Genomic DNA, 24,586 nt, shown 5'->3' with positions numbered 1-24,586 from the left:
TCCCGGCCATCAGGCCTCCAATCGGACAGGCTTCTATCTCAGCCGATTGTTACCGGTAAAAACGTGATGGAAATCACTGAAAATCATGTTACGAAACCCTGTTACCCTTAACGTGATCTCACGCAGGCAGTCAGCGGGTAAAACTTATCTATCCGATTGAAAAACGGCTATTTTCAATAGAAGTACATTCATTGTTATCGCCAAATCGATGGGTTAACATGCCGCTATCCCCCTTGCCGCGCCGCCCGTGAAGGCCACCGAATGAAACACCTCCGCGTTACGCGACAGGACATCGCACAATGGGCCGGCGTAACCCAAACGCCGGGTAACCAAACGCTGGTGGTGAACTGCCGTCTCTCACTCGGCGGCACCGTTTGAGCCGGCATTCGGGCCAATCGGCGGCGTAGCGCGGGCTTTTTCGCTGCGCGCCGCCCACCACAGACCGCTGTTTTTCATCGCATAGCCGAATAGCAGGCCCACCAGCAGGGAAAGCGTCACCAGCGGCCAATCGCCGCCGCCGGCGAAGGTCGCACAGGCGCCGATAAAGGTGCCGGGCACGAACCCCAGCCACTGCTGTTTGGCCTGAATGCACATCAGGAACGCCACGACGCCGGTCAGCAGATACCCCAGCAGATTCCACTGCGGCGCCAGTTCGCTGCCGTGGATGATCGCCATTGCCCAGAAGACGCCGCTGCAGCAGGTCAACGCGCCGATCAACAGCCCTTTCAGCCCGCCCTGCGGGCAGGCGAAATACGCCGTGCAGCCGAGAAAACCGGCCCAACCGATCAGCCCCAGGCTGACGGCAACCCAGCCCCAAACGCCGGAGAGGATCCCGGTAGTAACGGCAATGGCGAAAAGAACGTTCATAAAGTGACCTGCGGCAAAAATAAAGCGCGCAGTTTACCCGAAGCGATTGATTTTTTCGTGACTAAAATCACGAAAAAAATGCAAATAAGGAAATGTAAATATCAAAAAAGCAATGTGTATCACAAAAAAAGCCAGCGTGACGAGCACGCTGGAATAACACAACACCAGGGAAATCACGATCTCAAATGAAATGCCTACATGCGACGCCTGTCGCCCCCCTCCCGAACGCCGGTTTCAGCGAGGGAAGCCCGCTCGCGTTACCATGACGCTCAACATCAAACAAATCACGGCGCTGCTCAGGAATAACAAGTGGGTCGCCAAATGCAAATCGGCGTGGTCGATCACAACGCCTAACAGGATCGGCACCCAGTTAGCGATATACGCGATCACGTAGAACAGGGAGATCAAACGCGCATGGCTGGCTTTCGGTGAAATCAGATTCACCAGCGTGGCGCTGCCGACGAAGATCGCGCCATAGGCGTAACCGGCGATCACCATGCCTGCGGCGGCCAGCGCCAGCGAATGGATCTGAATCGCCACGGCGAACACCCCGACCGACAAAGCCTGAGCCAGGCAGCCGAACATCAGCGAATGGCGGGCGTTGATGCGACGACTCAAAATCTGGCTGATGCCGGCAATCACCAGATAGACGGCGACCACATAACCAAAGACGCCACGGCTCTGCATATCCAACAGTTTTTCGGCGACGCTCGGCCCTATCGCCAGAATGCTGGCGGCAACCGCCCAACAAATGAACAACGCCCCGGCGCACAGGAAGAATTTACCGCCGGTCGCGCGCAGGCCATCCGCCAGAGAGCTTTTCGCCACCGGCGCGTTATCCGCCGCTGCGCTATCGGCCTGCGCCGCCACCGCCTCTCGCGGCCAGCGCAGCATCACGCCCAGTGCGGCGACGGCGGCAATGGCCATGATGATGATGAACGGCAATGACGTGGTATGAAAACCGGTTTGCAGTGCGACGCCGCTAAAGATCGGGCCCAGGGCCAATCCGGTGGTAAAGGACAGCGTCGCGATCAACGCCGCATTTTTTCCGCCGTCCTGCGGCCCGAAACGCACCAACGCGATATTCGCCGCACCGGTCAGGGCGCCGGTGCCGACGCCGGCCAGCAGCCGTGCCATAAACATCATGAAGAACGACGACGCCACCGAAAACAGCAGCGCGCCAAGCAACACCACCAACAGCGCCGGCACGATCATGCTGCGCAGGTCTTTTACTTTCCCCGCCATATTGCCTACGCCGAACAGCGAAATCAGCACGCCGGCGGCATAAGCGCCGTAGATGATCGTCAGGCTGACTGAGCTCAACGCCAGCTCATGTTGATAAAGCGGATAAAGCGGCGTCGGCGCGCTGCTGTTCAACAGCGCTGACATCAATGCCAACGCCAGAAACAGCAAGATAGCGAAATGCGATGTACCCGCCTTCGCTTTAGCCGTTTCTTCAACGGCGATACTTTCTGACATGTTCAACTCCCGAATCGATCAGGCATTCGCCCTAAATAAATGCGTCTTCCCGCATGCCACGCGGCTTCAGGAAGCGCGCTTATCATAGCGTTGGGCTATCACGCCCAAAATAGCCAAGAATGCATCATCGTGATTCATTAATGCAGCATCGCAGCGTCAGGCATGCATTTCTGCAGCATGCGACGCCGCCAAGCGATGGCGCAACCGCCCAATGCCACGCCATACACTGCATGGTTGGCCAGGCTGGCGATCAGCAAAGCCGGATTTTTGCCGGCCATTCCCCAAAGTCCCAACCCCACCGAGGGATAAATGAAGCACAGCGAGATCAGCGAACAGGCCAGGCCATACGTCAGCGCCCCGACGAACAGGCCGCCCCCCGACTTAACGCGCGGGCAGATCAGGCAATAGAACGGGATCGCCAGGCTAATGCCGGCAAAATAGTGCGCGCCGTAGCCCATCATCAGAGCCTCTGGCACATCGGGAATGTCGCCAGGCCGCAAAAACCAAAATTGCCCCTGCAGCCATTGATTCATCAGTTTGCCGATGAAGGCCAGGTTGAGCTTGCCGATGAGACCGACGCTGGAGGTGACACTGTTCACCCCATCCATCGTCAGCGTCGCCACTATGCCAAACAAGACCGCCATCGCCATGACGCCAATCGGACGCATGTTCATTGTTTCGTTCCTTATCACGTTATGCCACCGCCGCCTGCTCGGACTTGGCCGAAGCACGCTTGCGCACCGCCAACGCGCCGGACAACACGATCAGCGCCATACCGGCGGCGGCGATATAAGACAGCTGCTCGCCAAATATCAGATAGCCAAGCAGCGTAGAGAAAATAATGGTGCTGTAAGAGAGAATGCTGACAATCACCGCATTGCCGCCCCCGTAGGCGCGAGTCATGGCGATCTGCCCCAGACTGCCGAAGACGCCAATGGCGCAGACGCACAGCAGCATTGCGCCGTCCAGCAAGGAAAAGCCCAGCAACGCAGTCATCAGGCCGCCAACCAGCGTTCCCACCAGCGAGAAATAGAACACCACGCGCAGTTCCGGCTCACCGCGCCGCACCAGCTTGCCGACGTTAAAGTAAGCCAGCGCGGTCAACAAACCGGCCGCCAGCCCGACCAGCGTGGCAACGTACTCCCCGTTGGGGGCGTCGGGGCGCAGCAAGACCAAAATGCCGGCAAAGCCCAACAGCACGGAAAACAACAGCCGACCGGTCAGCTGCCCTCGGGTCGTGATGAACGCGATCGCCGACTGAAAGAGGGGGTTGGTATAACCCAACGTGGTGGCGGTGGCGATCGGCAGATGTATCAGCGAATAAAAACCGCAGTACATCGCCGCATTGCCTATCGCCGCCCGCTTCATATGCAATCCGAGATGACGGGTGCGAAAACCGAGGCGCTGGATCTTGATCAGCGCCGCGACGATCAGCACATTGATGAGAGAACGATAAAAAATGATGTCGAAAAATCCGACCGTCGTCGACGCCAACTTGATGCAAGCACCCATCAGCGCAAAGAATCCGCTGGCGACGACCATCCACAAAGCTACCATGATCTTCTCTTATTAACGGCCTTTGGACAGGGCCGCATCAACACTACCCGGCGGCTTTCACCGTCAACGGTTTATCGTCCGCGCAAGCGAAGAACACCAGCATTTCGGCGCCTTGCTCGCCGGAAACGCCCTGATGCACGATATCCACGGTATCGGTAAACGAATCCCCCTGCCGGAACGTGCGGCGTTCACCGGTTTTCCTGACGGTGAGCGAAACGCTGCCGCCGCTCATGTACACTGCGCTGATACAAGGGTGCGTATGCCAGGCCAGTACCTTGTTCGGCTCTACCGTCACCTTCAGCATGGTGATCTGCGGCGCGCCTGCGGGATACTGACGATATGCCGAGCCCTCCCATGCGCTGTCGGTCTTGAGCAACGTCGTTTTGACGATGCCTTCGCCATGCCCCTCGGCAGCCTGAACCGGCCCCTGAAATACTGCCAACAATGCCAAAATGCCCCACTTAACCATCTTATCGCTCCCTGACTGCCGCGAGTAAAAATGCCAGGCGCCGCGCGCGGTGAACCTGGCGAGTTGAAAAAACAGCGTTGTGCTACAGTCCTTTGATGCGCTGCTCGTATTCTGCGATGCTCTCGGCGTAGTAGCGGTTAGGCGCCGCAAAGTTGCCCACCATCACTTCGATGAGGTACGGCCCCGGATGTTTCGCTGCAGCGCCGAGGGCCTCGTCCAGATCCTCCAGCGTCTCCGCCTTCGCGGAGGCGACCCCCAGGCTGTTGGCAAACGCTTTCCAGTCATGGTTGGGCAAGGCGGTATAGTCGGCGGAAATGCCGCGATTTTGCAGCGTGTCGATGTGCATGGCGCCGTGCGCGCTGTTGTTCATCACCACGAACACCACCTTCACGCCATAACGCGCGGCGGTCTGAATTTCGATGCCGTGCATCAGCATGCAACCGTCGCCGGTCACCACGAGGCAATCCCGCTGCGGTGCCGCCAGCTTGATGCCGATGCCCGCGCAAATGGCCCACCCCATCGGCGCCAGGGAGCTGGAGGTGTGATAATCCCCCCGCCCGGCCGCCAGCCAGTGATGCGCCATGAAAATGCGGTGTGCGCCCGAATCGACCACGACGTTGGTATCCGGATTCATGCGGCTGCGAATGTGTTTAATCGCATCGCCGGGATACAGCCGGCTTTCGCCCTGGGCGATGCGCGCCTGCAACGTCGGCTGCGGCTGTTCCAGCGGCAGTGCGCGAACCCCTTCCAACCAGGCGTCACGCAGGTGAGCCGCGTCGCCAAGCCGCGCGTCCTCATCGCCAACCGCGGCCAACAAACAGTGCAACGTACCGCTCAGGCTGGAAAATATCTGCAGATCCGGCTGGTAATGCGAGCTCACTTTGTCGAAGTCTTCGTCGATCGCCACCAGCGTTTTATTGCCGTGCAGTCTCGGGTTCCAGTTCAGACTGTCGCGCTGGCTGAGATCGCAGCCCAGCACCAGCAGCACGTCGACGCCTTCACCGTTGAGGGTTTCTACCGCGCGGGCATGGCCGGCAAAACCGTAGACCCCTAATGCCAGGGCGTGCCCTTCGGGAAACGCGCCCTTGCCGGACAACGTCGTGGCGACAGGCAAGCGGTATTTTTCCGCTACCCGCAACAACAGCGCGGCATCCTGTGGATTGTTCATCCGGTTGCCTACCAGGCAGGCGACGTTGAGGCCGCGCAGCAGATAATCATGCAACAGCTGTTCCACCGCTTGCACATCCACGGCCGCTTCACGGTGCTGCGGCACTCGCTCAGGCTGGTCGCGACGATCGCCGAACGCGGTTTTCTTCTGCATGTCAACCGGCACGCTCAGATAGGCGCGCCCTTTCCGCTGTGGGTTCAGGCTGGAGAGGCTGCGGCGCAGCTCATGCTGCAAGGTCAGGTTGTTTTCGTTTCTATCGCGGCGCAAAGCAACGGTTTGACGATGGTCAGCTCATCGATGCCGCTGTTGCTGCCGTCCTGAAAAGCGCCCTGCGCCTCATGATAGGTGGCGATGCTGCCGGCCAGGTACAGCACGGGGATCTTATCGGCTTGCGCGGCGGCCATCGCCGGCAGGAAATTCATGGTACCGGGGCCTGAAATGCCCAAACAGACGCCAAACTTTCGGCTGGCGCGGGCATAGCCATCGGCCATAAATCCGCATGCGGTTTCATGGGCACCGACGATGCCGACAATCTCGGAACGGTCAATAGAAGTGATTAACGGATAAACCAGTTTGCCAGGGACCAAAAAGATATGTTGAATGCCGCGCGCTGCAAGGCCTTGAATAATGACATCGGCGTTGTTGCGTTCCATCTTCTCGGCGCCTGGCGCCACGGTAACTCTGACTCCGTCCTCCGTCGCCAACGCAACGGGGGGGCACAGCATCTCTGCGTGAGACTCCATTTTTTTATATCCAGTCATATCATCGTGAGCTAACTTGATTCAGAGTCGATCCCACTTGGCGGTCGCCCAGAAATAACGGGAACCGGCTCTTATTCGTATTGCTTATGCATTAGGGTGGCCTTGGTGTAAAATGTGCGTCGGGTCGCAGCATAAGCGCCGATAAGAATAAGCATTACCAGACAAAAATAAAGGTGCAAAACCGCTTCACGGTGATGCATTTATACATATCCTGAAACATTATAAATAATGATGATACGAAGCATTTTTTTCGGTCTCCACACCAGAATAAACACCGCATCACACCGCTTCCTTCCCCCTCCCGCCAGTCTGTACAGAGGAGGTGCGCAATGAACTGGGACGACGCTCGATTTTTTCTCGCCGTTGCGCGCTGCGGCACGCTACGCAAAGCCGCCAGCCAGCTGCATGTCGATCAGGCGACCGTCGGCCGACGGCTCTCCGCTTTCGAAGATGCGCTCGGCTCCAAGCTGTTTATCCGCACGCCGAAATCCTTCGCCCTCAGCCCGCTGGGGGAAGAAATGCTGGCGGACGTGATGAAGATGGAAAATGCGGTGCAGGCGATCAACCGTAAAGCCGCCAGCGGTGACGAAAGCCTGTGCGGCAACGTGCGCATCGCCACCACCGATACCCTGGCCGAAGCCTTCGTGATGCCTGCGCTGCAAGATCTGCGGGAACGCTATCCGGCCATCACCGTCACGCTGCTGACGGCGGTCAACATCGCCGATATTTCTTACCACGGCGCAGATCTGGCGATCCGCGGCGCCCGTCCCGATGACGATGAGCTGATCATCAAACGGTTAGCCACCATCGAAATGGGCCTGTATGCCACTCAGCACTATTTGGCGCGGCGCGGCATGCCGGTCAAGGGCGAACAGTTGCGCGGCCACGATCTGCTGATGTTCCCGCGCGAGCTGGTGCCGCGCCACTGGAACAATTTCTGCGGCGAGGCCCTGCACGAGCCCAACGTCGTGCTGCAATGCAATTCGCAGCTGCTGCTGCGTTCCGCCACCCGCAGCGGGCTGGGCATCGGCCTGCTCTCCGCTTTTTTGGCGGACAAAGACCCGGAACTGGTGCGTCTGTTCCCGGAGAACAAAGACTGGGTGGATATCTGGCTGGTGCTGCATCCCGATTTGCAACGCGCCGCCCGCGTGCGCGCGGTAGTGCAGGCGCTGGAAACGTCGTTTAGCGCCCATTACGGCTGAGTGCCTTTCGCCCATAAAAAAAGGCCGCCGAAGCGACCTTTTTACTGTCTGAAGCGTTATCAGAACGTCGGCTGCGCCATCTGCACCAGCGAAATCAGCGGCTGCGGATAAACCCCCAACAGCAGCACCAGCGCGGCGGAGATCAGCACCACGACGCCACCGGCGGTCAACGCCCAGTTGTTCGGGGTGTCGCGCTGCAGCGATTCCGGCGCGCTGAGGAACAGGCTGACGGTCACGCGCAGGTAGTAGTACAGACCGATGGCGCTGCCTACCACGACTGCGCCGGTCAGCCACCACAGGTGCGCGCTGACGCCCATCGCGATCACGAAGAACTTACCGATAAAGCCCAGCGTCATCGGGATACCTGCCAGCGACAGCATCATCACCGTCATCACCGCGGACAAGATTGGCTTGTGCCAGAACAGACCACGGTAAGAGAACAGCGAATCCGCATCCGGGCCGCGGTATGGGCTGGACATCAGGCTGACCACGCCGAAGGCGCCCAGGCTGCTGAACAGGTAACCGGCCAGATAAACGCCGGCGGTTTCCAGCGACAGCTGATGGGTTTGCACCGCAATCAGCGCCACCAGCAGGTAGCCCAGGTGAGCGATCGACGAGTAGCCCAGCAGACGCTTGATGTTGGTCTGGCTGATGGCCATCAGGTTGCCGAACAAGATGGAGCAGAACGCGATGATCGACAGCACCATGCGCAGCGCTTCGTTGTCGGCGGCCGGGGCATACAGGAACAGACGCATCACGACCGCGAAGATCGCGATCTTGCTGGCGGTCGCCAGGAAGGTCGAGACCGGCGCAGGCGCGCCCTGATACACGTCCGGCGTCCACAGTTGGAACGGCACCAGCGACAGCTTGAAGCCCAGACCGACGATCATCATGCCCATACCGGCCAGGATCAGCGGCTGGTGCATCATGTTTTCCTGCAGGCTCTTGCCGAGGCCGGCCAGCGACAGATCGCCGGACTCGGCATACAGCAGCGCCATGCCGAACAGCAGGAACGACGACGCGGCGGCGGACAGCAGCATGTACTTGATGGCGGCTTCCAGCGGGCGCTTCTGGCGATAGGCGTAGCCCACCAGGCCGAACAGCGGCAGCGAGATAAGCTCGATACCGATGAACAGCGAAGCCAGATGGTTGGCGCTCGCCAGCAGGATGCCGCCCAGGGCGGCGATCAGCACCAGCAGGTAGAACTCTTCGCGGTTATCCGGATAGCCGACCAGCCACGGATAGGCGAAGGTGCAGGTCGCCAGACTCGCCAGCAGCACCAGCCCGGTGTAGAACATCGAGTAGCCGTCAACCCGCAGCAGCGGGGTGACGTCCATTGGGCCAGCCTGGCCGACAAAGTACAGCGAAAGCAGCGCCAGGTTGAGACCGATCACGGTCAGGGTGGCGTTGATAAAGTGGTCGCGTCGCCACGCAATGCCTAGCATCACAACCACCACCGTCAATCCGACGATCAACAGCGGCAGCAGTGCGATCAGTTGTTGAGGAGTTATTGTCATGGCGAATTACGGCCTTGTTGTTGAAATTGCTGAAACTGACGAACCAAACCAGTGTTGCACGTTGCTCATCGCCGCGTTGGAAGTATCCAGAATCGGCTGCGGGTAAACCCCCAGCAGAACCAGCAACACCACCAGCAGCAGAATGATGAACAGTTCGCGCGCGGTCATGCCCTGCAGCGGCTGGTCTGACTTAGGCGCACCGTAGTAAGCGCGCTGCATCATGATCAGCGAGTAAACCGAAGCGAACACCAGACCGAAGGTGGAGATCACGGTGATCACCGGCACCACCTGGTAGCTGCCGAACAGAATCATGAATTCGCCGACGAAGTTACCGGTGCCCGGCATCCCCAGCGTAGCCACGGCGAAGAACAGCGACAGCGCAGGGATGAACTTGATACGCCCCCACAGGCCGCCCATCTGACGCATGTCGCGGGTGTGCAGGCGCTCATACAGCTGGCCGCAGATGATAAACATACCGGCGGCGGACAGGCCGTGCGCGATCATCTGGATCACGGCGCCCTGGTAAGCCAGCTGGCTGCCGGTGTAGATGGCGATCAGCACGAAGCCCATGTGCGAGACCGAGGTGTAAGCGATAAGACGCTTGATGTCGGTCTGCGCGAACGCCATCCAGGCGCCGTAGAAGATACCGACCACGCCCAGCCACATGGCGATTGGCGCGAACTCGTGTGAAGCCTCAGGGAACAGCGGCAGGCTGAAACGCAGCAGGCCGTAGGCCGCGGTTTTCAGCAAGATGCCCGCCAGGTCGACGGAACCTGCGGTCGGCGCCTGGCTGTGCGCATCCGGCAACCAGCCGTGCAGCGGCACCACCGGCATTTTCACCGCGAAGGCGATGAAGAAGCCCAGCATCAGCAGATATTGCACGTTGTGGGACATCGGCGTTTGCAGCAGGTCTTCGTAATCGAAGGTCCACACGCCGGTGGCGTTGTAGTGCACGAACACCAGACCCAGGATCGCAATCAGCATCACCAGACCGCTGGCCTGGGTGTAGATGAAGAACTTGGTCGCCGCGGTGATGCGGGTTTTACCGTCCGACGCCTTGTGGCCCCACAGCGCGATCAGGAAGTACATCGGCACCAACATCATTTCCCAGAAGAAGAAGAACAGGAACATGTCGATGGCGAGGAACACGCCGATAACGCCGCCCAGGATCCACAGCAGGTTAAGGTGGAAGAAGCCCTGATACTTCTGGATTTCACGCCAGGAACAGAGGATCGCCAGCACGCCCAGCAGACCGGTCAACACCACCATCAGCAGTGACAGACCGTCCAGCGCCAGGTGGATGGAGATGCCGAAGCGCGGGATCCACGGCAGCAGGAATTCGCTCTGCCACTGCGGAATGCCTTTCGGCGTGGTCAATGTATAGCCGCCCTGCATCCACAGCTGCAGAGAGAGCGCCAACGTCAGCCCCATTGCGATCAGCGCTATCCAGCGCGGCACCTTAGTACCGAAGCGCTCAAGCTGCCAGCACAGCAGACCGCCGATAAAGGGGATAAGAATTAGCCAAGGTAATAGCATGGCGTTTTGTGTCCCTTATACGAATAATTTCAAACTTTGTACGTAGCGCCTGCCCGGCGCTACGCCCGAAAAATGCGTCTGTTTAAATTATTCAATTAAACCAGAATCAACAGAGCCAATACGACCACTGCACCCACACCCATAGACGCTATATACCAACGCACCTGGCCGTTCTCGCTCACCGTCAGACCGCGGTTCCCCCAGCGGGAGAAGACGGCCGGCAGGTTCATCAGCGAGTTCAGCGGATCGCGTTGCAGCAGCTTCGCAATGCCCAGGTACGGCTTGACGAACACTTTGTCATACAGCCAGTCGAAGCCCCAGGCATGGAACCACCAGGTCGAGAAGAAACGCCCCGGCGCGCTGTTGGCGATGCTGCTGACCAGGCTGCGTTTGCCCAGCCACAGCGCGGCCGCCAGCAGAATGCCGACGATAGCCACCACGCCGGAGGTGATTTCAAGCGTCAGCACGCTGCCGTGCGCCAGTTCAGTCGTCTCCGGCAGCACACCCTGCAACGGCGGCACGATCATCGCGCCGACGAAGGTGGACAGCACCAGCAGAACCAGCAGCGGCAGGTGGTGAGTGATGCCTTTACCGGCATGCGCTTTGATTTTCTCTTCGCCATGGAACACGATGAAAATCATACGGAAGGTGTACAGCGAGGTCATGAACGCACCGACCAGGCCGGCAACCATCAGGTTGATGTGGCCGTTGGCCATCGCGCCCGCCAGGATCTCGTCCTTACTGAAGAAGCCGGCCGTGACCAGCGGCAACGCAGACAGCGCCGCGCCGCCCACCAGGAAGCAGACGTACACCAGCGGGATGCTCTTGCGCAGACCGCCCATCTTGAAGATGTTTTGCTCGTGGTGGCAAGCCAGGATCACCGAACCGGACGACAGGAACAGCAGCGCCTTGAAGAACGCGTGAGTCATCAGGTGGAAGATCGCCGCGTCCCATGCCTGCACGCCCAGCGCCAGGAACATGTAACCGATCTGGCTCATGGTGGAGTAAGCGAGCACGCGCTTGATGTCGGTCTGCACCAGCGCGGCGAAGCCGGCCAGCAGCAGAGTGACCGCACCGACGATGCCCACCAGGTGCAGCACTTCCGGCGCCATCAGGAACAGGCCGTGCGTGCGGGCGATCAGGTAGACGCCTGCGGTCACCATGGTCGCCGCGTGGATCAGTGCGGAAACCGGGGTTGGGCCCGCCATCGCGTCCGCCAGCCAGGTTTGCAACGGCAGCTGCGCCGATTTACCGACCGCGCCGCCCAGCAGCATCAGCGTCGCCCAGGTGATGGCCGTATCGCCCACCGCCAGTTTCTGCGGCGCCAGGATCATCAGCTCGCGGATGTTCAGCGTGCCCAGCTCGTTGTAGAGGATGAACAGCGCGAACGCCAGGAACACGTCGCCCACGCGGGTGACGATAAAGGCTTTCATCGCCGCCGCGCCGTTGGCCGGATCTTTGTAGTAGAAGCCGATCAACAGGTAGCTGCACAGGCCCACGCCTTCCCAACCCAGATACATCAGCAGCAGGTTGTCCGCCAGCACCAAGACCACCATGCTGGCGATAAACAGGTTGGTGTAGGCGAAGAAGCGCGAATAACCCTCTTCACCGCGCATGTACCAGGAAGCGAACATGTGGATGAAGAAGCCGACGCCGGTGACCACCGACAGCATTGTCAGCGACAGGCCGTCCAGCACCAGAGTCACGCCGATATTGAAGTTGCCGACGGCCATCCAGGTCCACAGGCTTTGCTCGAACAGCTGCACGCCGGCGGCTTTCTGGGCGAAGAAATCCATCGCCACATACACCGTGACCAGCGCAGCCAGGCCGATAGAGCCCACGCCGACGGTGGCCGCCGTGTTCTCAGACCAACGACCGCGGGAAAATGCCAACAGCAGGAACCCGATCAGCGGTAGCAGAATTGTTAAATATAATAGGTTCATCCGCGCATCTCACTGACAGTATCAATATTCAGGGTATGACGACGACGGTAGAGCTGCAGCAGCAGCGCCAGGCCGATACTGGCCTCGGCTGCCGCCAGGCTGATCGCCAGGATGTACATCACCTGCCCGTCCGCCTGGCCCCAGTAGCTTCCCGCCACGATAAACGCCAACGCCGCAGCGTTGATCATCACTTCCAGGCTGATCAGCATAAACAGCAGGTTGCGGCGCACCAGCAGCCCGGTCAACCCGAGCACAAACAGGATAGCCGCCAGGATCAGGCCGTGTTGAAGAGGGATCATGCTTGCTCCTCCGATTTTCTTCTCGCCATTTCGCCACCCACCGGCGCGTTGCTCAGCACCTCGCCAGGCTTGTGCTCGCGGCCGATATGGAAGGCGACAACCAGCCCCGCCAACAGCAGCATTGAAGCCAGCTCAACCGCCAGTACGTAAGGCCCGAACAGGCTGATGCCCACCGCCTTCGCGTCGACCATCTCACCGCTGATGCCCTGATCGGATACGCTGCGGATCGCAACGATCAATACCACCAGCAGCGCCAGTGACAGCAGGCCAGGCCCGATCCACACCGTCGGTTTCATCCAGTCGCGCTCTTGCTGCTGCACGTTGCCGAGGTTCAGCATCATCACAACGAACACGAACAGCACCATGATGGCGCCCGCATAAACGATGATTTCCAATGCGGCGGCAAAGTAGGCGCCGAGAGAGAAGAAGACTGCCGAGATCGCCAATAACGAGACGATCAGATACAGCAGCGCATGCACAGGGTTGGTATGGGTGATCACGCGAATCGTCGCGGCCACCGCAATCAAACCTGCCAGATAAAATGCAATTTCCATGCTTGCTGGCTCCTTAGGGCAACAGACCTTTGACGTCGATCGGTTTGGCTTCGTTTTCGGCTTCGCCTTTGGCTTTGCCGTCAATCGCCATACCGGCCATCCGGTAGAAGTTATATTCCGGATATTTACCCGGCCCCGAGATCAACAGATCTTCTTTTTCGTACACCAGATCCTGACGCTTGTACTCGCCCAGTTCGAAATCCGGCGTCAGCTGGATAGCGGTAGTCGGGCAAGCCTCTTCGCACAGGCCGCAGAAGATGCAGCGCGAGAAGTTGATGCGGAAGAACTCCGGATACCAACGGCCGTCTTTCTGTTCTGCCTTTTGCAGCGAGATACAGCCGACCGGGCAGGCAACCGCACACAGGTTACAGGCGACGCAGCGCTCTTCGCCGTCCGGATCGCGCGTCAGCACGATGCGGCCGCGGTAGCGTGGCGGCAGGTACACCGGTTCTTCCGGATACATCTGGGTTTCGCGCTTGGCGAAGGCATGCATGCCAATCATCCAAATGCTGCGCATCTGGGTGCCGAAACCAACCACTAACTCTTTCAATGTCATGGTTTATTCACCCCTTATTGAGCGTTGTACAAAATGACCGCGGCGGTTGCCAGCAGGTTCAGCAGCGTCAGCGGCAGGCACACTTTCCAGCCGAAGGACATCACCTGGTCATAACGCGGACGCGGCAGCGCGGCGCGGATCAGGATGAACATCATCATGAAGAAGGCCGTTTTCAACGCGAACCAGATGAATGGCGGCAGGAACGGACCCTGCCAGCCGCCGAAGAACAACGTCACAATCAGGGCGGACACGGTGACGATACCAATGTATTCCCCCACGAAGAACAGACCGAACTTCATGCCGGAATATTCGATGTGGTAACCGTCGGCCAGTTCCTGCTCGGCTTCCGGCTGGTCAAACGGGTGACGGTGACACACCGCCACACCGGCGATCGCGAAGGTCACGAAGCCGAAGAACTGCGGAATGACGTTCCAGACGTGCGCCTGAGATTCAACGATGGCCTGCATGTTGAACGAATCCGCCTGCATCACCACGCCCATCAGCGACAGGCCGATGAACACTTCGTAGCTCAGGGTTTGCGCGGAGGCGCGCATCGCGCCCAACAGCGAGTATTTGTTGTTGCTCGACCAGCCGGCGAACAGCACGGCGTACACCGCCAGGCCGGCCATCATCAGGAAGAACAGAATACCGATGTTGAGATCGGACACCGCCCAGGTCGGGCTGACCGGCACGATGGCAAATGCCAGCAACAGGGAAGTAAAGGCGATCATCGGCGCCAGGGTGAAGATCACCCGGTCGGAGAATCTCGGCACCCAGTCTTCCTTGAAGAACATTTTGATCATGTCGGCGACCAGCTGCAGCGAGCCGCCCCAGCCTACGCGGTTCGGTCCGTAGCGGTTCTGGAACAGGCCGAGCAGGCGGCGTTCGCCGAAGCTCATGAATGCCCCGCACGCCACGACCACCAACAGGATCACGACCGCTTTAAGAATGGCGATCAAGATGTCGATCACCTCAGGGGTAAACCAGCTCATCGTGCCGCCTCCCGCAGATTGTCTACCTTAGCACCCACCAAGATCGGCGGGATCCCTGGCAAGCCGAGCGGCAAACCAACCTGGCCCTGGGTCAGGGTTTCACTCAGACGCACCGGCAGACGCAGAGTCTGGCCCTCGCAGCTGAACTCCACCAGGCTGCCCGCATTAACGCCAAGCGTCGCCGCATCGGCCGGGTTGACCATCACGTAGGCTTCCGGCATACGCTGCTGGATCACGTGAGAGCGCTGCGACATTTCATCGCTGCCGAACAGGTGGTAGTAAGGCGCGACACGCCAGCCGTCGACCGGATTGAATGCGGCAGGCACGCGGTCGAAGTAACCGAGGCTGCCCTCCCCCGCTTCGATCAGGCGCACGCCCGGATCGCCGTGGCGCAGTTTGCCGCCCACTTCGGCCTGGAACTTGTTCCATGCCTGCGGTGAGTTCCAGCCTGGCGCCCAGGCGAACGGGATCTGCTGACGATCGGCCAGCGGGCTGTTGTTCCCTTCCATCGAGAAGGCGAACATGGTGTCTTTATCCTGCGGCTGACGCGGCTCGTGCACGCTGATGTTGGCGCGCATGGCGGTACGGCCGCTGGAACGGTGCGGCGAACGCGCCAGCTTCTGACCGCGAATGCGGAACGTCGCGTCCGGCGCGGCATCGACAATGCCCTGCAGCTGCGGCAACGCGGCGACGCAAGCGGCGATCACGTCATCGAGCTGGGTCCAGTCCACGTGGCGGCTGGTGTAGGTGGAGTGCAGCGAGTGCATCCAGCGCCAGCTTTCCAGCATCACGGTGAACTGATTCTTCTTGGCGTCGTCGTAGTAAGCCGGATCGTATACCTGGAAGAAGCGCTGCGCGCGGCCTTCCTGATTGATCAGCGTACCGTCGCTCTCGGCAAAGCTGGCCGAGGAGAGGATCAGATTGGCTTTGTCCATGATCGCGGTGCGCTGGTGGTCGGCGACGATCAGGTTATTGACCTTGGCCAACGCCGCGTCCACCTGCGCCGCCGGCGCATGGCGATAGAGATCGTTTTCCATCACGATGGCGGTATCGGCTGCGCCGCTCGCCAGCTGTTCCAGCGCCTGATCGAGCGAACCGCCGCCGATCATCGCCAGGCCCATGCTGTTGGCGGCGCCCGCCACGAAGGTGATGCCGACGTCGGAACCGCGGCCCTTCAACGCTTTGGCGATGTTGGCCGCCGCTTCGATGATGGCTTCGCTGCCGGCGTTGCTGCCGGTAATGATCAGCGGTTTGCGTGCGCCGGTCAGCGCCTGCACGATGATGTCGACTTTCTTGTTCAGGCCTTCGGCCAGATCGTTCACCGCCGGTGCCGCGCTATCCAGCGCGTGCGCGATGGCGAAGCCGAAGCGCGCCTGCTCGTCTACCGGCGCGCGGTAGTTCCAGGCGGCGATGTCATCCAGACGAGTGTTGTCGACGTTGGTGGTGAACAGCGGGTACTTGGCGTGCTGACCGATGTTCTGCACCGCCGCGATCTGCCAGTCGGCCACGCGTTGCGCCGCCGCCATCGCGCGGGCTTTGCCCTTGACGGCCTGACGCACGGACAGCGCGATGCGCGCGCCGGTTTGCGTCAGGTCTTCGCCCAGCACCAGCACCGCGTCGTAATCTTCGATCTCACGCAGCGCCGGCGTATGAACGCCGCCGTTCTTCAGCACGTTCAGCATCAGCGCCAGACGTGATTGCTCCGCCTGAGCGATACCGGTGTAGTAGTTCTCGGCGCCGACCAACTCGCGCAGTGCGAAGTTGCTTTCCAGGCTGGCGCGCGGGGAGCCGATGCCGATGGTTTTCTTCGCCTGACGCAGGATGTCCGCCGCGCCCTGCATCGCCTGCTCGGCGTTCAGGGTGATCCAGTCGTCGCCGCGCAGCTGCTGCGGTTGACGCGGACGATCTTTCTGGTTGACGTAGCCGTAACCGAAACGGCCGCGGTCGCACAGGAAGTAGTGGTTCACGCTGCCGTTGTAACGGTTTTCGATACGGCGCAGCTCGCCATAGCGCTCGCCCGGGCTGGTGTTACAGCCGATGCTGCACTGCTGGCAAATGCTCGGTGCGAACTGCATGTCCCATTTACGGTTGTAGCGTTCGGAGTGCGTTTTGTCGGTGAAAACGCCGGTCGGGCACACTTCCACCAGGTTGCCGGAGAACTCGCTTTCCAGCGTGCCGCTTTCCGGGCGACCGAAGTAGACGTTGTCGTGCGCGCCGTACACGCCGAAGTCGGTGCCGTCCGCATAGTCTTTGTAGTAACGCACGCAGCGGTAGCAGGCGATGCAGCGGTTCATCTCGTGCGAGATAAACGGCCCCAGCTCCTGGTTGTTGTGGGTACGTTTGGTGAAGCGGTAGCGACGGAAGCTGTGGCCGGTCATTACCGTCATATCCTGCAGGTGACAGTTACCGCCTTCCTCACAGACCGGGCAATCGTGCGGGTGGTTGGTCATCAACCACTCGACCACGCTTTCACGGAACTGCTTCGCTTCGCCGTCATCGATGGAGATGAAGGTGCCATCGGATGCCGGGGTCATACAGGACATCACCAAACGGCCGCGCGTATCTTCCGCGTTTTGGTATTGCTTTACCGCACATTGGCGGCAAGCGCCGACGCTTCCCAGCGCCGGATGCCAGCAAAAGTAAGGAATATCAAGGCCGAGGGAGAGACAAGCCTGCAGCAGGTTGTCCGCCCCGTCTACCTCATACTCTTTGCCGTCTACATGAATCGTAGCCATAGTCAGCATGCTTCCAAGTGGCCTGCCTTGCGGCAGGCGTTAATCAAAAATTCTGGCCGTGTTCGGGCGAGTTCGGCTTACCAGCGCTGCTTCAGCAAATTGTTCGGCTGAATGCCGCCAATCGCATGCGCGTTGCCGAAGTGCTGCACGGCGATACCCGCCTCGAACTCTTCACGGAAATATTTAATCGCGCTTTGCAGTGGCTCTACGGCACCTGGCGCGTGGGCGCAGAAGGTTTTGCCCGGACCGAGGGAACGGCACAGCTGTTCGAGGGTTTCGATATCCCCCGGCTGCCCTTCGCCGTTTTCCAACGCGCGCAGGATCTTCACGCTCCACGGCAGACCATCGCGGCAAGGCGTACACCAGCCGCAGGACTCGCGGGCGAAGAACTCTTCCAGGTTGCGCACCAGCGGCACCATGCCGATCTCGTGGTCTACCGCCATCGCCAACGCGGTACCGAGACGGCTGCCGGCTTTGCCGATCGCGCCGTATTCCATCGGCAGATCGAGATGATCGGCGGTCAGGAAGTCGGTACCCGCACCGCCCGGCTGCCAGGCTTTGAAACGCAGACCGTCGCGCATGCCGCCGGCGTAGTCTTCCAGGATCTCGCGCGCGGTGGTGCCAAACGGCAGCTCCCAGACGCCCGGATTTTTCACCCGGCCGGAGAAGCCCATCAGCTTGGTGCCTTTGTCTTCACTGCCGGAGATGCCGGTGTACCACTCCACGCCGTTCGCCAAAATGGCTGGCACGTTGCACAGCGTTTCGACGTTGTTGACGCAGGTCGGCTTGCCCCACACGCCGGCGCTGGCCGGGAATGGCGGCTTGGAGCGCGGGTTGGCGCGGCGGCCTTCCAGCGAGTTGATCAGCGCGGTTTCTTCGCCGCAGATGTAACGGCCGGCGCCGGTGTGCACGATCAGCTCGAAATCAAATCCGGTGCCGAGAATGTTCTTGCCCAGATAGCCGGCTTCGGTGGCTTCCGCGATGGCGCGACGCAGGTGCGTCGCCGCTTCGATGTACTCACCGCGCAGGAAGATGTACCCGCGGTAGGCTTTCAGCGCGAACGCGGAGATCAGCATGCCTTCCACCAGCAGGTGCGGCAGCTGCTCCATCAGCAGGCGGTCTTTATAGGTGCCCGGCTCCATCTCATCGGCGTTACACAGCAGGTAACGGATGTTCATGGATTCGTCCTTCGGCATCAGGCTCCACTTCAAACCGGTGGAGAAGCCCGCGCCGCCGCGGCCCTTCAGCCCGGAATCTTTCACCAGGCTGACGATCTCGTCGGGCGCCAGGCCCTTCAGGGCCTTTTCCGCACCGGCATAGCCGTTTTTGCTGCGGTATTCATCCAGCCACAGCGGCTGCTTGTCATCGCGCAGACGCCAGGTCAGCGGATGCGTTTCGGGAGTGCGTACAATGTGCTTGGTCATTGATACTGCTCCAGTAGCGTCTCGATATCTTCAGGCTTCAGCTGACTGTGCGTGTCGTCATCAATCATCATGGTCGGCCCTTTATCGCAGTTGCCCAGACAGCAGGTCGGCAACAGCGTGAAGCGGCCATCAAAGGTGGTTTGACCCGGCTTGATGTTCAGCTTCTTCTCGATAGCGGCCTGAATGCCTTGGTAACCGGTGATGTGACAAACAACGCTGTCACAATAACGGATCACGTGACGTCCTACTGGCTGACGGAAAATCTGGCTGTAGAACGTGGCCACGCCTTCTACGTCGCTGGCGGGGATGCCCAGCACTTCCGCGATGGCGTAAATCGCACCGTCCGGAACCCAGCCGCGCTGCTTCTGCACAATTTTCAGTGCCTCGATGGAAGCGGCGCGCGGATCCTCGTAATGGTGCTTTTCGTGCTCGATCGCATCACGTTCTTCCGCGCTCAGTACAAATGCATCAACGCCGCTCTGAGGAGCGGCTGCGTTGATGGGCTCGAGCGCATCATTGACTGCGTGATTGTCTTTTTGATCATGCATAGTTAGCGGTCCACATCTGACATTACAAAATCGATACTACCCAGATAGACGATCAGGTCGGAAACCAGGCTGCCACGGATGACCGATGGGATCTGCTGCAGGTGCGCAAAGCTCGGCGTACGTACCCGGGTGCGGTAGCTCATGGTGCTGCCGTCGCTGGTCAGGTAGTAGCTGTTGATCCCTTTGGTGGCTTCAATCATCTGGAATGATTCGTTGGCTGGCATCACCGGGCCCCAGGAAACCTGCAGGAAGTGGGTGATCAGCGTTTCAATGTGCTGCAGCGTGCGCTCTTTCGGCGGCGGCGTAGTCAGCGGGTGATCGGCCTTGAACGGGCCTTCCGGCATGTTGTTCAGGCACTGTTCGAGGATGCGCAGGCTCTGGCGCAGCTCTTCCACCTTCAGCATCACGCGGGTGTAGCAGTCGCTGGTGCCGTCGCCGACCGGCACTTCGAAGTCGAAGTTCTCGTAGCCGGAGTACGGGCGCCATTTACGCACGTCGAACTCAACGCCGGTCGCGCGCAGGCCTGCGCCGGTCACGCCCCACTCCAGCGCTTCTTTGGCGTTATAAGACGCGACGCCGATGGAGCGGCCTTTCAGGATGCTGTTCTTCAGCGCCGCTTTCACGTAGGAGTCCAGACGCTTCGGCATCCAGTCGAGGAATTCACGCAGCAGGCGATCCCAACCGCGCGGCAGATCGTGCGCGACGCCGCCGATGCGGAACCAGGCCGGGTGCATACGGAAGCCGGTGATCGCTTCCACCAGATCGTAGATCTTCTGACGGTCGGTAAAGGCGAAGAACACCGGGGTCATCGCGCCGACGTCCTGAATGAAGGTGGAGATGTACAGCAGGTGGCTGTTGATGCGGAACAGCTCGGACAGCATCACGCGGATGGTGTCGACGCGCTCAGGCACCTTGATGCCGGCCAGCTTTTCAACCGCCAACACGTAAGGCATTTCGTTCACGCAGCCGCCGAGGTACTCGATGCGGTCGGTGTACGGAATGTAGCTGTGCCAGGATTGACGCTCGCCCATCTTCTCGGCGCCGCGGTGGTGATAGCCGATATCCGGCACGCAGTCGACGATCTCTTCGCCGTCCAGCTGCAGAATGATGCGGAACGCACCGTGCGCGGACGGGTGGTTCGGGCCGAGGTTGAGGAACATGAAGTCTTCGTTCTCGGTGCCGCGCTTCATGCCCCAGTCTTCCGGCTTGAAGGTCAGCGCTTCCATCTCCAGATCTTCTTTCTGCTTGGTCAGCACGAAAGGATCGAATTCGGTGGCGCGCGCCGGGTAGTCCTTACGCAACGGGTGCCCTTCCCAGGTCTGCGGCATCATGATGCGCGACAGGTGCGGGTGGCCGTCGAAGGTGATGCCGAACATTTCCCAGGTTTCGCGCTCGTACCAGTTGGCGTTCGGGAACACCTTGGTCGCCGTCGGCACGTGCAGGTCTTTTTCAGACAGCGCCACCTTCAGCATGATGTCGCGGTTGCGTTCGATGGAAATCAGATGGTAGAAAACGGAGAAATCCGCAGCGGGCAGGCCGTCGCGGTGGGTGCGAAGACGTTCGTCCACGCCATGCAGATCGAACAGCATGACATACGGCTTCGGCTGTTTTCTCAGGAACGTCATTACTTCCAGTAACTGGTCAGGTTTAACCCATACCACGGGCATGCCGGTGCGGGTGGCCTGAACAGTAAAGGCTTCCGGCCCAAAACGGTTGCGCAGTTCGCCGATCACCGGGTCGTCAAGGTGATCTCGGGTCTGCCAGGCAGGCAAGGCGTCGTGCGTCGTCAAATCTGTCATAATTTTTTTTCACCACACTAAAGGGTTATTCGCCGCAAGTTTCACTTTTCGCTGTGTTAACCAATAGCGCACTAAGATGGACGTTAAATGAACGTCTTAAATCTCGTCAGGCGTCCGGAGGTTGGTCACCGCGATGCGCTCGCCGTGTTTACGCTCTCTTTCAGACTGCATATTGGCGCGGTAAACGCCCTGATCGCCGACAACCCACGACAGCGGGCGACGTTCTTTGCCGATAGATTCCTGCAGCAGCATCAGCGCTTGCATGTAAGCTTCCGGACGCGGTGGGCAGCCGGGAATGTACACGTCGACCGGCAGGAACTTGTCCACGCCCTGCACCACGGAATAGATGTCGTACATGCCGCCGGAGTTGGCGCAGGCGCCCATCGAGATCACCCACTTGGGCTCCAGCATCTGCTCGTACAGGCGTTGGATGACCGGGGCCATCTTGGTGAAGCAGGTGCCGGCCACCACCATCAGGTCAGCCTGACGCGGGGAGGCGCGCAACACTTCCGCACCGAAACGCGCCACATCGTGAACGGCGGTAAACGACGTCACCATCTCCACGTAACAGCACGAAAGGCCGAAGTTATACGGCCAAATAGAGTTTTTACGCCCCCAGTTCACCATGTCATGCAGCGCATGTTCGAGTTTACCCATGTAAACCGTGCGGTGGACCTGTTGTTCCAGGGGATCGGCGACGATCTCCTGTTTTTGCAGGGGATAACGGTCGTTCTCACCGTTCGGGTCTATGCGGGTGAGCGTATAGTCCATCTTAATGCCTCGCTGTTACTGCGGATGACTGTTGGTGTTAGTGATCGTGCTTGGTTTGCTGCGGCGTTGGGAACGCGCCGGAGTCCAATCCAACGCGCCGATGCGCACCAGATAAACCAGACCGGCCAATAGCACCAAAATGAAAATGGCGGCTTCGATAAAGCCCACCCAGCCGCTCTCGCGAATCGAGACCGACCAGGCATACAGGTATAAGGCTTCAACGTCGAAAATAACGAAGAACATGGCCACCAGGTAGAACTTGGCGGACAAGCGCATGCGCGCCGTGCCGACGGAGTCGATACCTGATTCAAACGGGGTGTGTTTGGCGCGCGCCCGGGCTCTCCCGCCCAAGAAGAACGCACCCAGCAGCATTAAGCCGCAAAGCCCGATAGCCACGACGAGAAATACGGCGAGCGCCCAGTGATGAGCGATAACTTCAGTGGTTGTTGACATACTCTATGCTTACTCATCAAAAGTGGCGTCGATCGCACTGCTCTTGTCACCGGCAGTTAGTGCGCCACATCGATTTAAGGGAAGGATAAATAACCACACAAACAAACTGCTTTTACAGCGAGTTAGGCAGCGTTTTTCTGTGGGCTTTTTACTCCTTTCTATAACCTTTTGTCAACTTTGACAAAAGTATCTACACACTAGTTTACATACGTATCATTTGATTAACATTTGATGCGCCAGGGACAGGCTAAATCGTGTCAGTTAATTTTTGTGTAGAAACAGATAGATATAAACCAACATGCACATTTCAGTTTTACTATACCATTGTCTCAGGAATTCCCTGTTCTTCCACTCACTACCTAGGGGTATTTTTTTGATCCAGGACACGTTTTCAGCATAAATCCTCAAAAAAAGTGTGGCCCTTTAACAATTTTCCTCAAATTAAGCCGCAAAAACGGCCGCCATAAGCTAACAAAATAACCCTGCTATTACCATGCCTTTAACTCATTCAATCTTATTGTTCAAAAAATAAACCCAGCATCTTAAACCCGGTCAAATTCTCTTTTCAGCAACGCTTAAAAGTTAATAAAACAGCCAACTCATAACAAAATCGTCATTAAACCCCTATAACAGTAAAAATCGCCAAAAAAAGGGCAAAAAAAACCTCCGCCGAAGCAGAGGTTTTTCATCAGATATCACGCCGCGGCGTTATTCTTCTTCGTCCACCAGGCTGGCATCATCCTGATCGCCCTGGAGACCGGCTTCCGCGCCGTTGAAGCCATAGCCGTCATTGCCGCCCTGCATCGCGCTGAAGATGGCCATTGCCAGTTCGTTGCTGCACTGCGCGTTTTTGCACAGCGCATACTGGGTATCCGGCAGCGGCGGCAAACCTTCCACCGCGCCCAGCACCCGCAGATCGGGGCTCATCATCTCGATCGGCCGCGCGGTCACACCCAGACCGGCCTTACAGGCCGCCCGCACCGCAGACAGCGTGGAGGCGACGTAGGCGATACGCCACGGGATACCAGCTTCGTCCAACTGTTTGATCGCCAGCGCGCGGAACGGGCTTGGTTCATCCATCACCACCAGCGGGATAGGTTCGCCGGCCTGATAGTGGTAATCGGCAGCGCAGTACCACAGCGTCGGCGACGTGCGCAGCACGATGTGCGGGTGCCCGGCCGGATCGGCCGTGGTCACCGCCAGATCGATCTCACCCTCTTCCAGCAGATCGACCATCGTCGTGCTGCGCTTTACGCGCACGTCAATGGCCAGCTTCGGATAGATGGCGGTCACACGGTTCAACAGGAAAGGCAGAATGGTATCGGCGGTGTCGTCGGAAGCGCCGATGGTCAGAACACCTTTAATATTGTTGTACATCAGCGAGGTACAGGCTTCGTCGTTAAAGCGCAGGATCTTCCTGGCATAACCGAGAAGCTGAATACCATGCTCAGTCAGGAGTTTGTTGCGCCCATGGCGGGCAAACAGTTCTTTGCCGACCAGTTGCTCTAATCGCTGCATTTGTTGGCTGACGGCTGATTGCGTACGGCAAACGGCAACAGCCGCCGCCGCGAAGGTATTCAAATCAGCAACCGCAACAAAGGTTCTTAGCAGATCGAGGTCGAGATTAAGTATCGGACGATTTGCAGTTGTCATAGTGTATTCTTCACTTTTTTAAATTCTAATTTACGAACTACTACCCTGGTGTGTTTCTCAGACGCCGTTGAAAAGGACGGAGCCTGTTATGACAGTACCCCACTCATAAGTGGAGGGCAAAAAAATTACTTATGATTCGTTACCTCTATCGCCTTTTAAAATGCGATCTATCGATGGTGCTTATAGAACGCGGGGGACTGAATACCGGTGGAAAGGGAAAACCCCCACCGAACCTGAGATTTTACTCATTGATACCGCCTAATTTCCACTCCATTCGTGCTACTGAGAATCCTTATCAACCGG

The 24,586-nt window shown here is 59.0% G+C and carries 20 protein-coding genes and 1 pseudogene; 1 reads left to right on the top strand and 20 read right to left on the bottom strand.

Annotated elements, in window-relative coordinates:
* Positions 1–357: 357 nt before the first annotated feature.
* The 6 genes and pseudogenes from L085_RS11700 to L085_RS11675 form a co-directional block, all read right to left on the bottom strand.
* Positions 358–867 carry a DUF1097 domain-containing protein gene (locus tag L085_RS11700; RefSeq protein ID WP_004935976.1) on the bottom strand — a complete coding sequence of 170 codons (510 nt, stop codon included), beginning with the start codon at positions 865–867 and terminating at the stop codon, positions 358–360.
* A gap of 234 nt (positions 868–1,101) precedes the next feature.
* Positions 1,102–2,346 carry an MFS transporter gene (locus L085_RS11695; protein ID WP_004935980.1) on the bottom strand — a complete coding sequence of 415 codons (1,245 nt, stop codon included), beginning with the start codon at positions 2,344–2,346 and terminating at the stop codon, positions 1,102–1,104.
* A 137-nt stretch (positions 2,347–2,483) separates the two neighbouring features.
* Complete coding sequence (locus tag L085_RS11690; RefSeq protein WP_044030800.1) at positions 2,484–3,020, bottom strand: DUF2938 family protein; 537 nt, start codon at positions 3,018–3,020, stop codon at positions 2,484–2,486.
* Positions 3,021–3,039: 19 nt separating this feature from the next.
* Positions 3,040–3,903: a DMT family transporter gene (locus L085_RS11685; RefSeq protein ID WP_044030799.1), complete on the bottom strand. Its 864-nt coding sequence runs from the start codon at positions 3,901–3,903 to the stop codon at positions 3,040–3,042.
* Positions 3,904–3,946: 43 nt separating this feature from the next.
* The gene (locus tag L085_RS11680) at positions 3,947–4,372 is read right to left on the bottom strand and encodes a cupin domain-containing protein (RefSeq protein WP_004935988.1); all 426 of its coding nucleotides are present in this window, start codon (positions 4,370–4,372) and stop codon (positions 3,947–3,949) included.
* A gap of 82 nt (positions 4,373–4,454) precedes the next feature.
* Positions 4,455–6,283, bottom strand: a pseudogene (locus tag L085_RS11675) (thiamine pyrophosphate-binding protein).
* A 347-nt stretch (positions 6,284–6,630) separates the two neighbouring features.
* Here L085_RS11675 and L085_RS11670 point away from each other — a divergent pair.
* Positions 6,631–7,503, top strand: coding sequence for a LysR family transcriptional regulator (locus L085_RS11670; RefSeq protein WP_004935995.1), 873 nt, complete (start codon positions 6,631–6,633; stop codon positions 7,501–7,503).
* Between the two features lie 59 nt (positions 7,504–7,562).
* On the opposite strand, the gene nuoN is transcribed toward L085_RS11670, so the two are convergent.
* From nuoN to lrhA, 14 genes are all read right to left on the bottom strand, one after another.
* A complete protein-coding gene (gene nuoN, locus L085_RS11665; RefSeq protein ID WP_004936000.1) occupies positions 7,563–9,020 on the bottom strand; it encodes an NADH-quinone oxidoreductase subunit NuoN in 1,458 nt (485 codons plus the stop codon).
* Positions 9,021–9,026: 6 nt separating this feature from the next.
* Entirely contained in the window at positions 9,027–10,556 is a 1,530-nt protein-coding gene (nuoM, locus tag L085_RS11660) for an NADH-quinone oxidoreductase subunit M (protein ID WP_004936002.1), read from the bottom strand.
* A gap of 95 nt (positions 10,557–10,651) precedes the next feature.
* Complete coding sequence (nuoL, locus tag L085_RS11655; protein WP_044030798.1) at positions 10,652–12,499, bottom strand: NADH-quinone oxidoreductase subunit L; 1,848 nt, start codon at positions 12,497–12,499, stop codon at positions 10,652–10,654.
* The gene (nuoK, locus tag L085_RS11650) at positions 12,496–12,798 is read right to left on the bottom strand and encodes an NADH-quinone oxidoreductase subunit NuoK (protein WP_004936014.1); all 303 of its coding nucleotides are present in this window, start codon (positions 12,796–12,798) and stop codon (positions 12,496–12,498) included. The genes nuoL and nuoK overlap by 4 nt, the downstream gene beginning before the upstream one ends.
* Positions 12,795–13,352 (bottom strand): NADH-quinone oxidoreductase subunit J, encoded by a 558-nt coding sequence (gene nuoJ / locus L085_RS11645; RefSeq protein WP_004936018.1) that lies wholly within the window; start codon positions 13,350–13,352, stop codon positions 12,795–12,797. Before nuoJ ends, nuoK begins: the two co-directional genes overlap by 4 nt.
* 13 nt (positions 13,353–13,365) lie before the next feature.
* Positions 13,366–13,908: an NADH-quinone oxidoreductase subunit NuoI gene (gene nuoI, locus L085_RS11640; protein WP_004936019.1), complete on the bottom strand. Its 543-nt coding sequence runs from the start codon at positions 13,906–13,908 to the stop codon at positions 13,366–13,368.
* Between the two features lie 14 nt (positions 13,909–13,922).
* Entirely contained in the window at positions 13,923–14,900 is a 978-nt protein-coding gene (nuoH, locus tag L085_RS11635) for an NADH-quinone oxidoreductase subunit NuoH (RefSeq protein WP_004936022.1), read from the bottom strand.
* Entirely contained in the window at positions 14,897–17,635 is a 2,739-nt protein-coding gene (nuoG, locus tag L085_RS11630) for an NADH-quinone oxidoreductase subunit NuoG (RefSeq protein WP_044032018.1), read from the bottom strand. The genes nuoH and nuoG overlap by 4 nt, the downstream gene beginning before the upstream one ends.
* Positions 17,636–17,712: 77 nt before the next feature.
* Positions 17,713–19,059 (bottom strand): NADH-quinone oxidoreductase subunit NuoF, encoded by a 1,347-nt coding sequence (nuoF, locus tag L085_RS11625; protein ID WP_044030797.1) that lies wholly within the window; start codon positions 19,057–19,059, stop codon positions 17,713–17,715.
* Positions 19,056–19,607, bottom strand: a complete 552-nt coding sequence (gene nuoE, locus L085_RS11620) for an NADH-quinone oxidoreductase subunit NuoE (protein ID WP_015378580.1) — start codon at positions 19,605–19,607, stop codon at positions 19,056–19,058. Before nuoE ends, nuoF begins: the two co-directional genes overlap by 4 nt.
* Positions 19,608–19,609: 2 nt before the next feature.
* Complete coding sequence (nuoC, locus tag L085_RS11615; protein WP_004936036.1) at positions 19,610–21,406, bottom strand: NADH-quinone oxidoreductase subunit C/D; 1,797 nt, start codon at positions 21,404–21,406, stop codon at positions 19,610–19,612.
* 96 nt (positions 21,407–21,502) lie between these two features.
* Positions 21,503–22,177, bottom strand: coding sequence for an NADH-quinone oxidoreductase subunit B (locus tag L085_RS11610; protein WP_004936039.1), 675 nt, complete (start codon positions 22,175–22,177; stop codon positions 21,503–21,505).
* A 15-nt stretch (positions 22,178–22,192) separates the two neighbouring features.
* Entirely contained in the window at positions 22,193–22,630 is a 438-nt protein-coding gene (gene nuoA / locus L085_RS11605; protein WP_004936040.1) for an NADH-quinone oxidoreductase subunit NuoA, read from the bottom strand.
* Positions 22,631–23,338: 708 nt separating this feature from the next.
* Entirely contained in the window at positions 23,339–24,283 is a 945-nt protein-coding gene (lrhA, locus tag L085_RS11600) for a transcriptional regulator LrhA (RefSeq protein ID WP_004936045.1), read from the bottom strand.
* Positions 24,284–24,586 lie beyond the last annotated feature (303 nt).

The sequence above is a fragment of the Serratia sp. FS14 genome (assembly GCF_000695995.1).
GTDB classification, from domain to species: Bacteria; Pseudomonadota; Gammaproteobacteria; order Enterobacterales; family Enterobacteriaceae; genus Serratia; species Serratia nematodiphila.
This window is presented reverse-complemented; position numbering and strand designations above follow the sequence as displayed.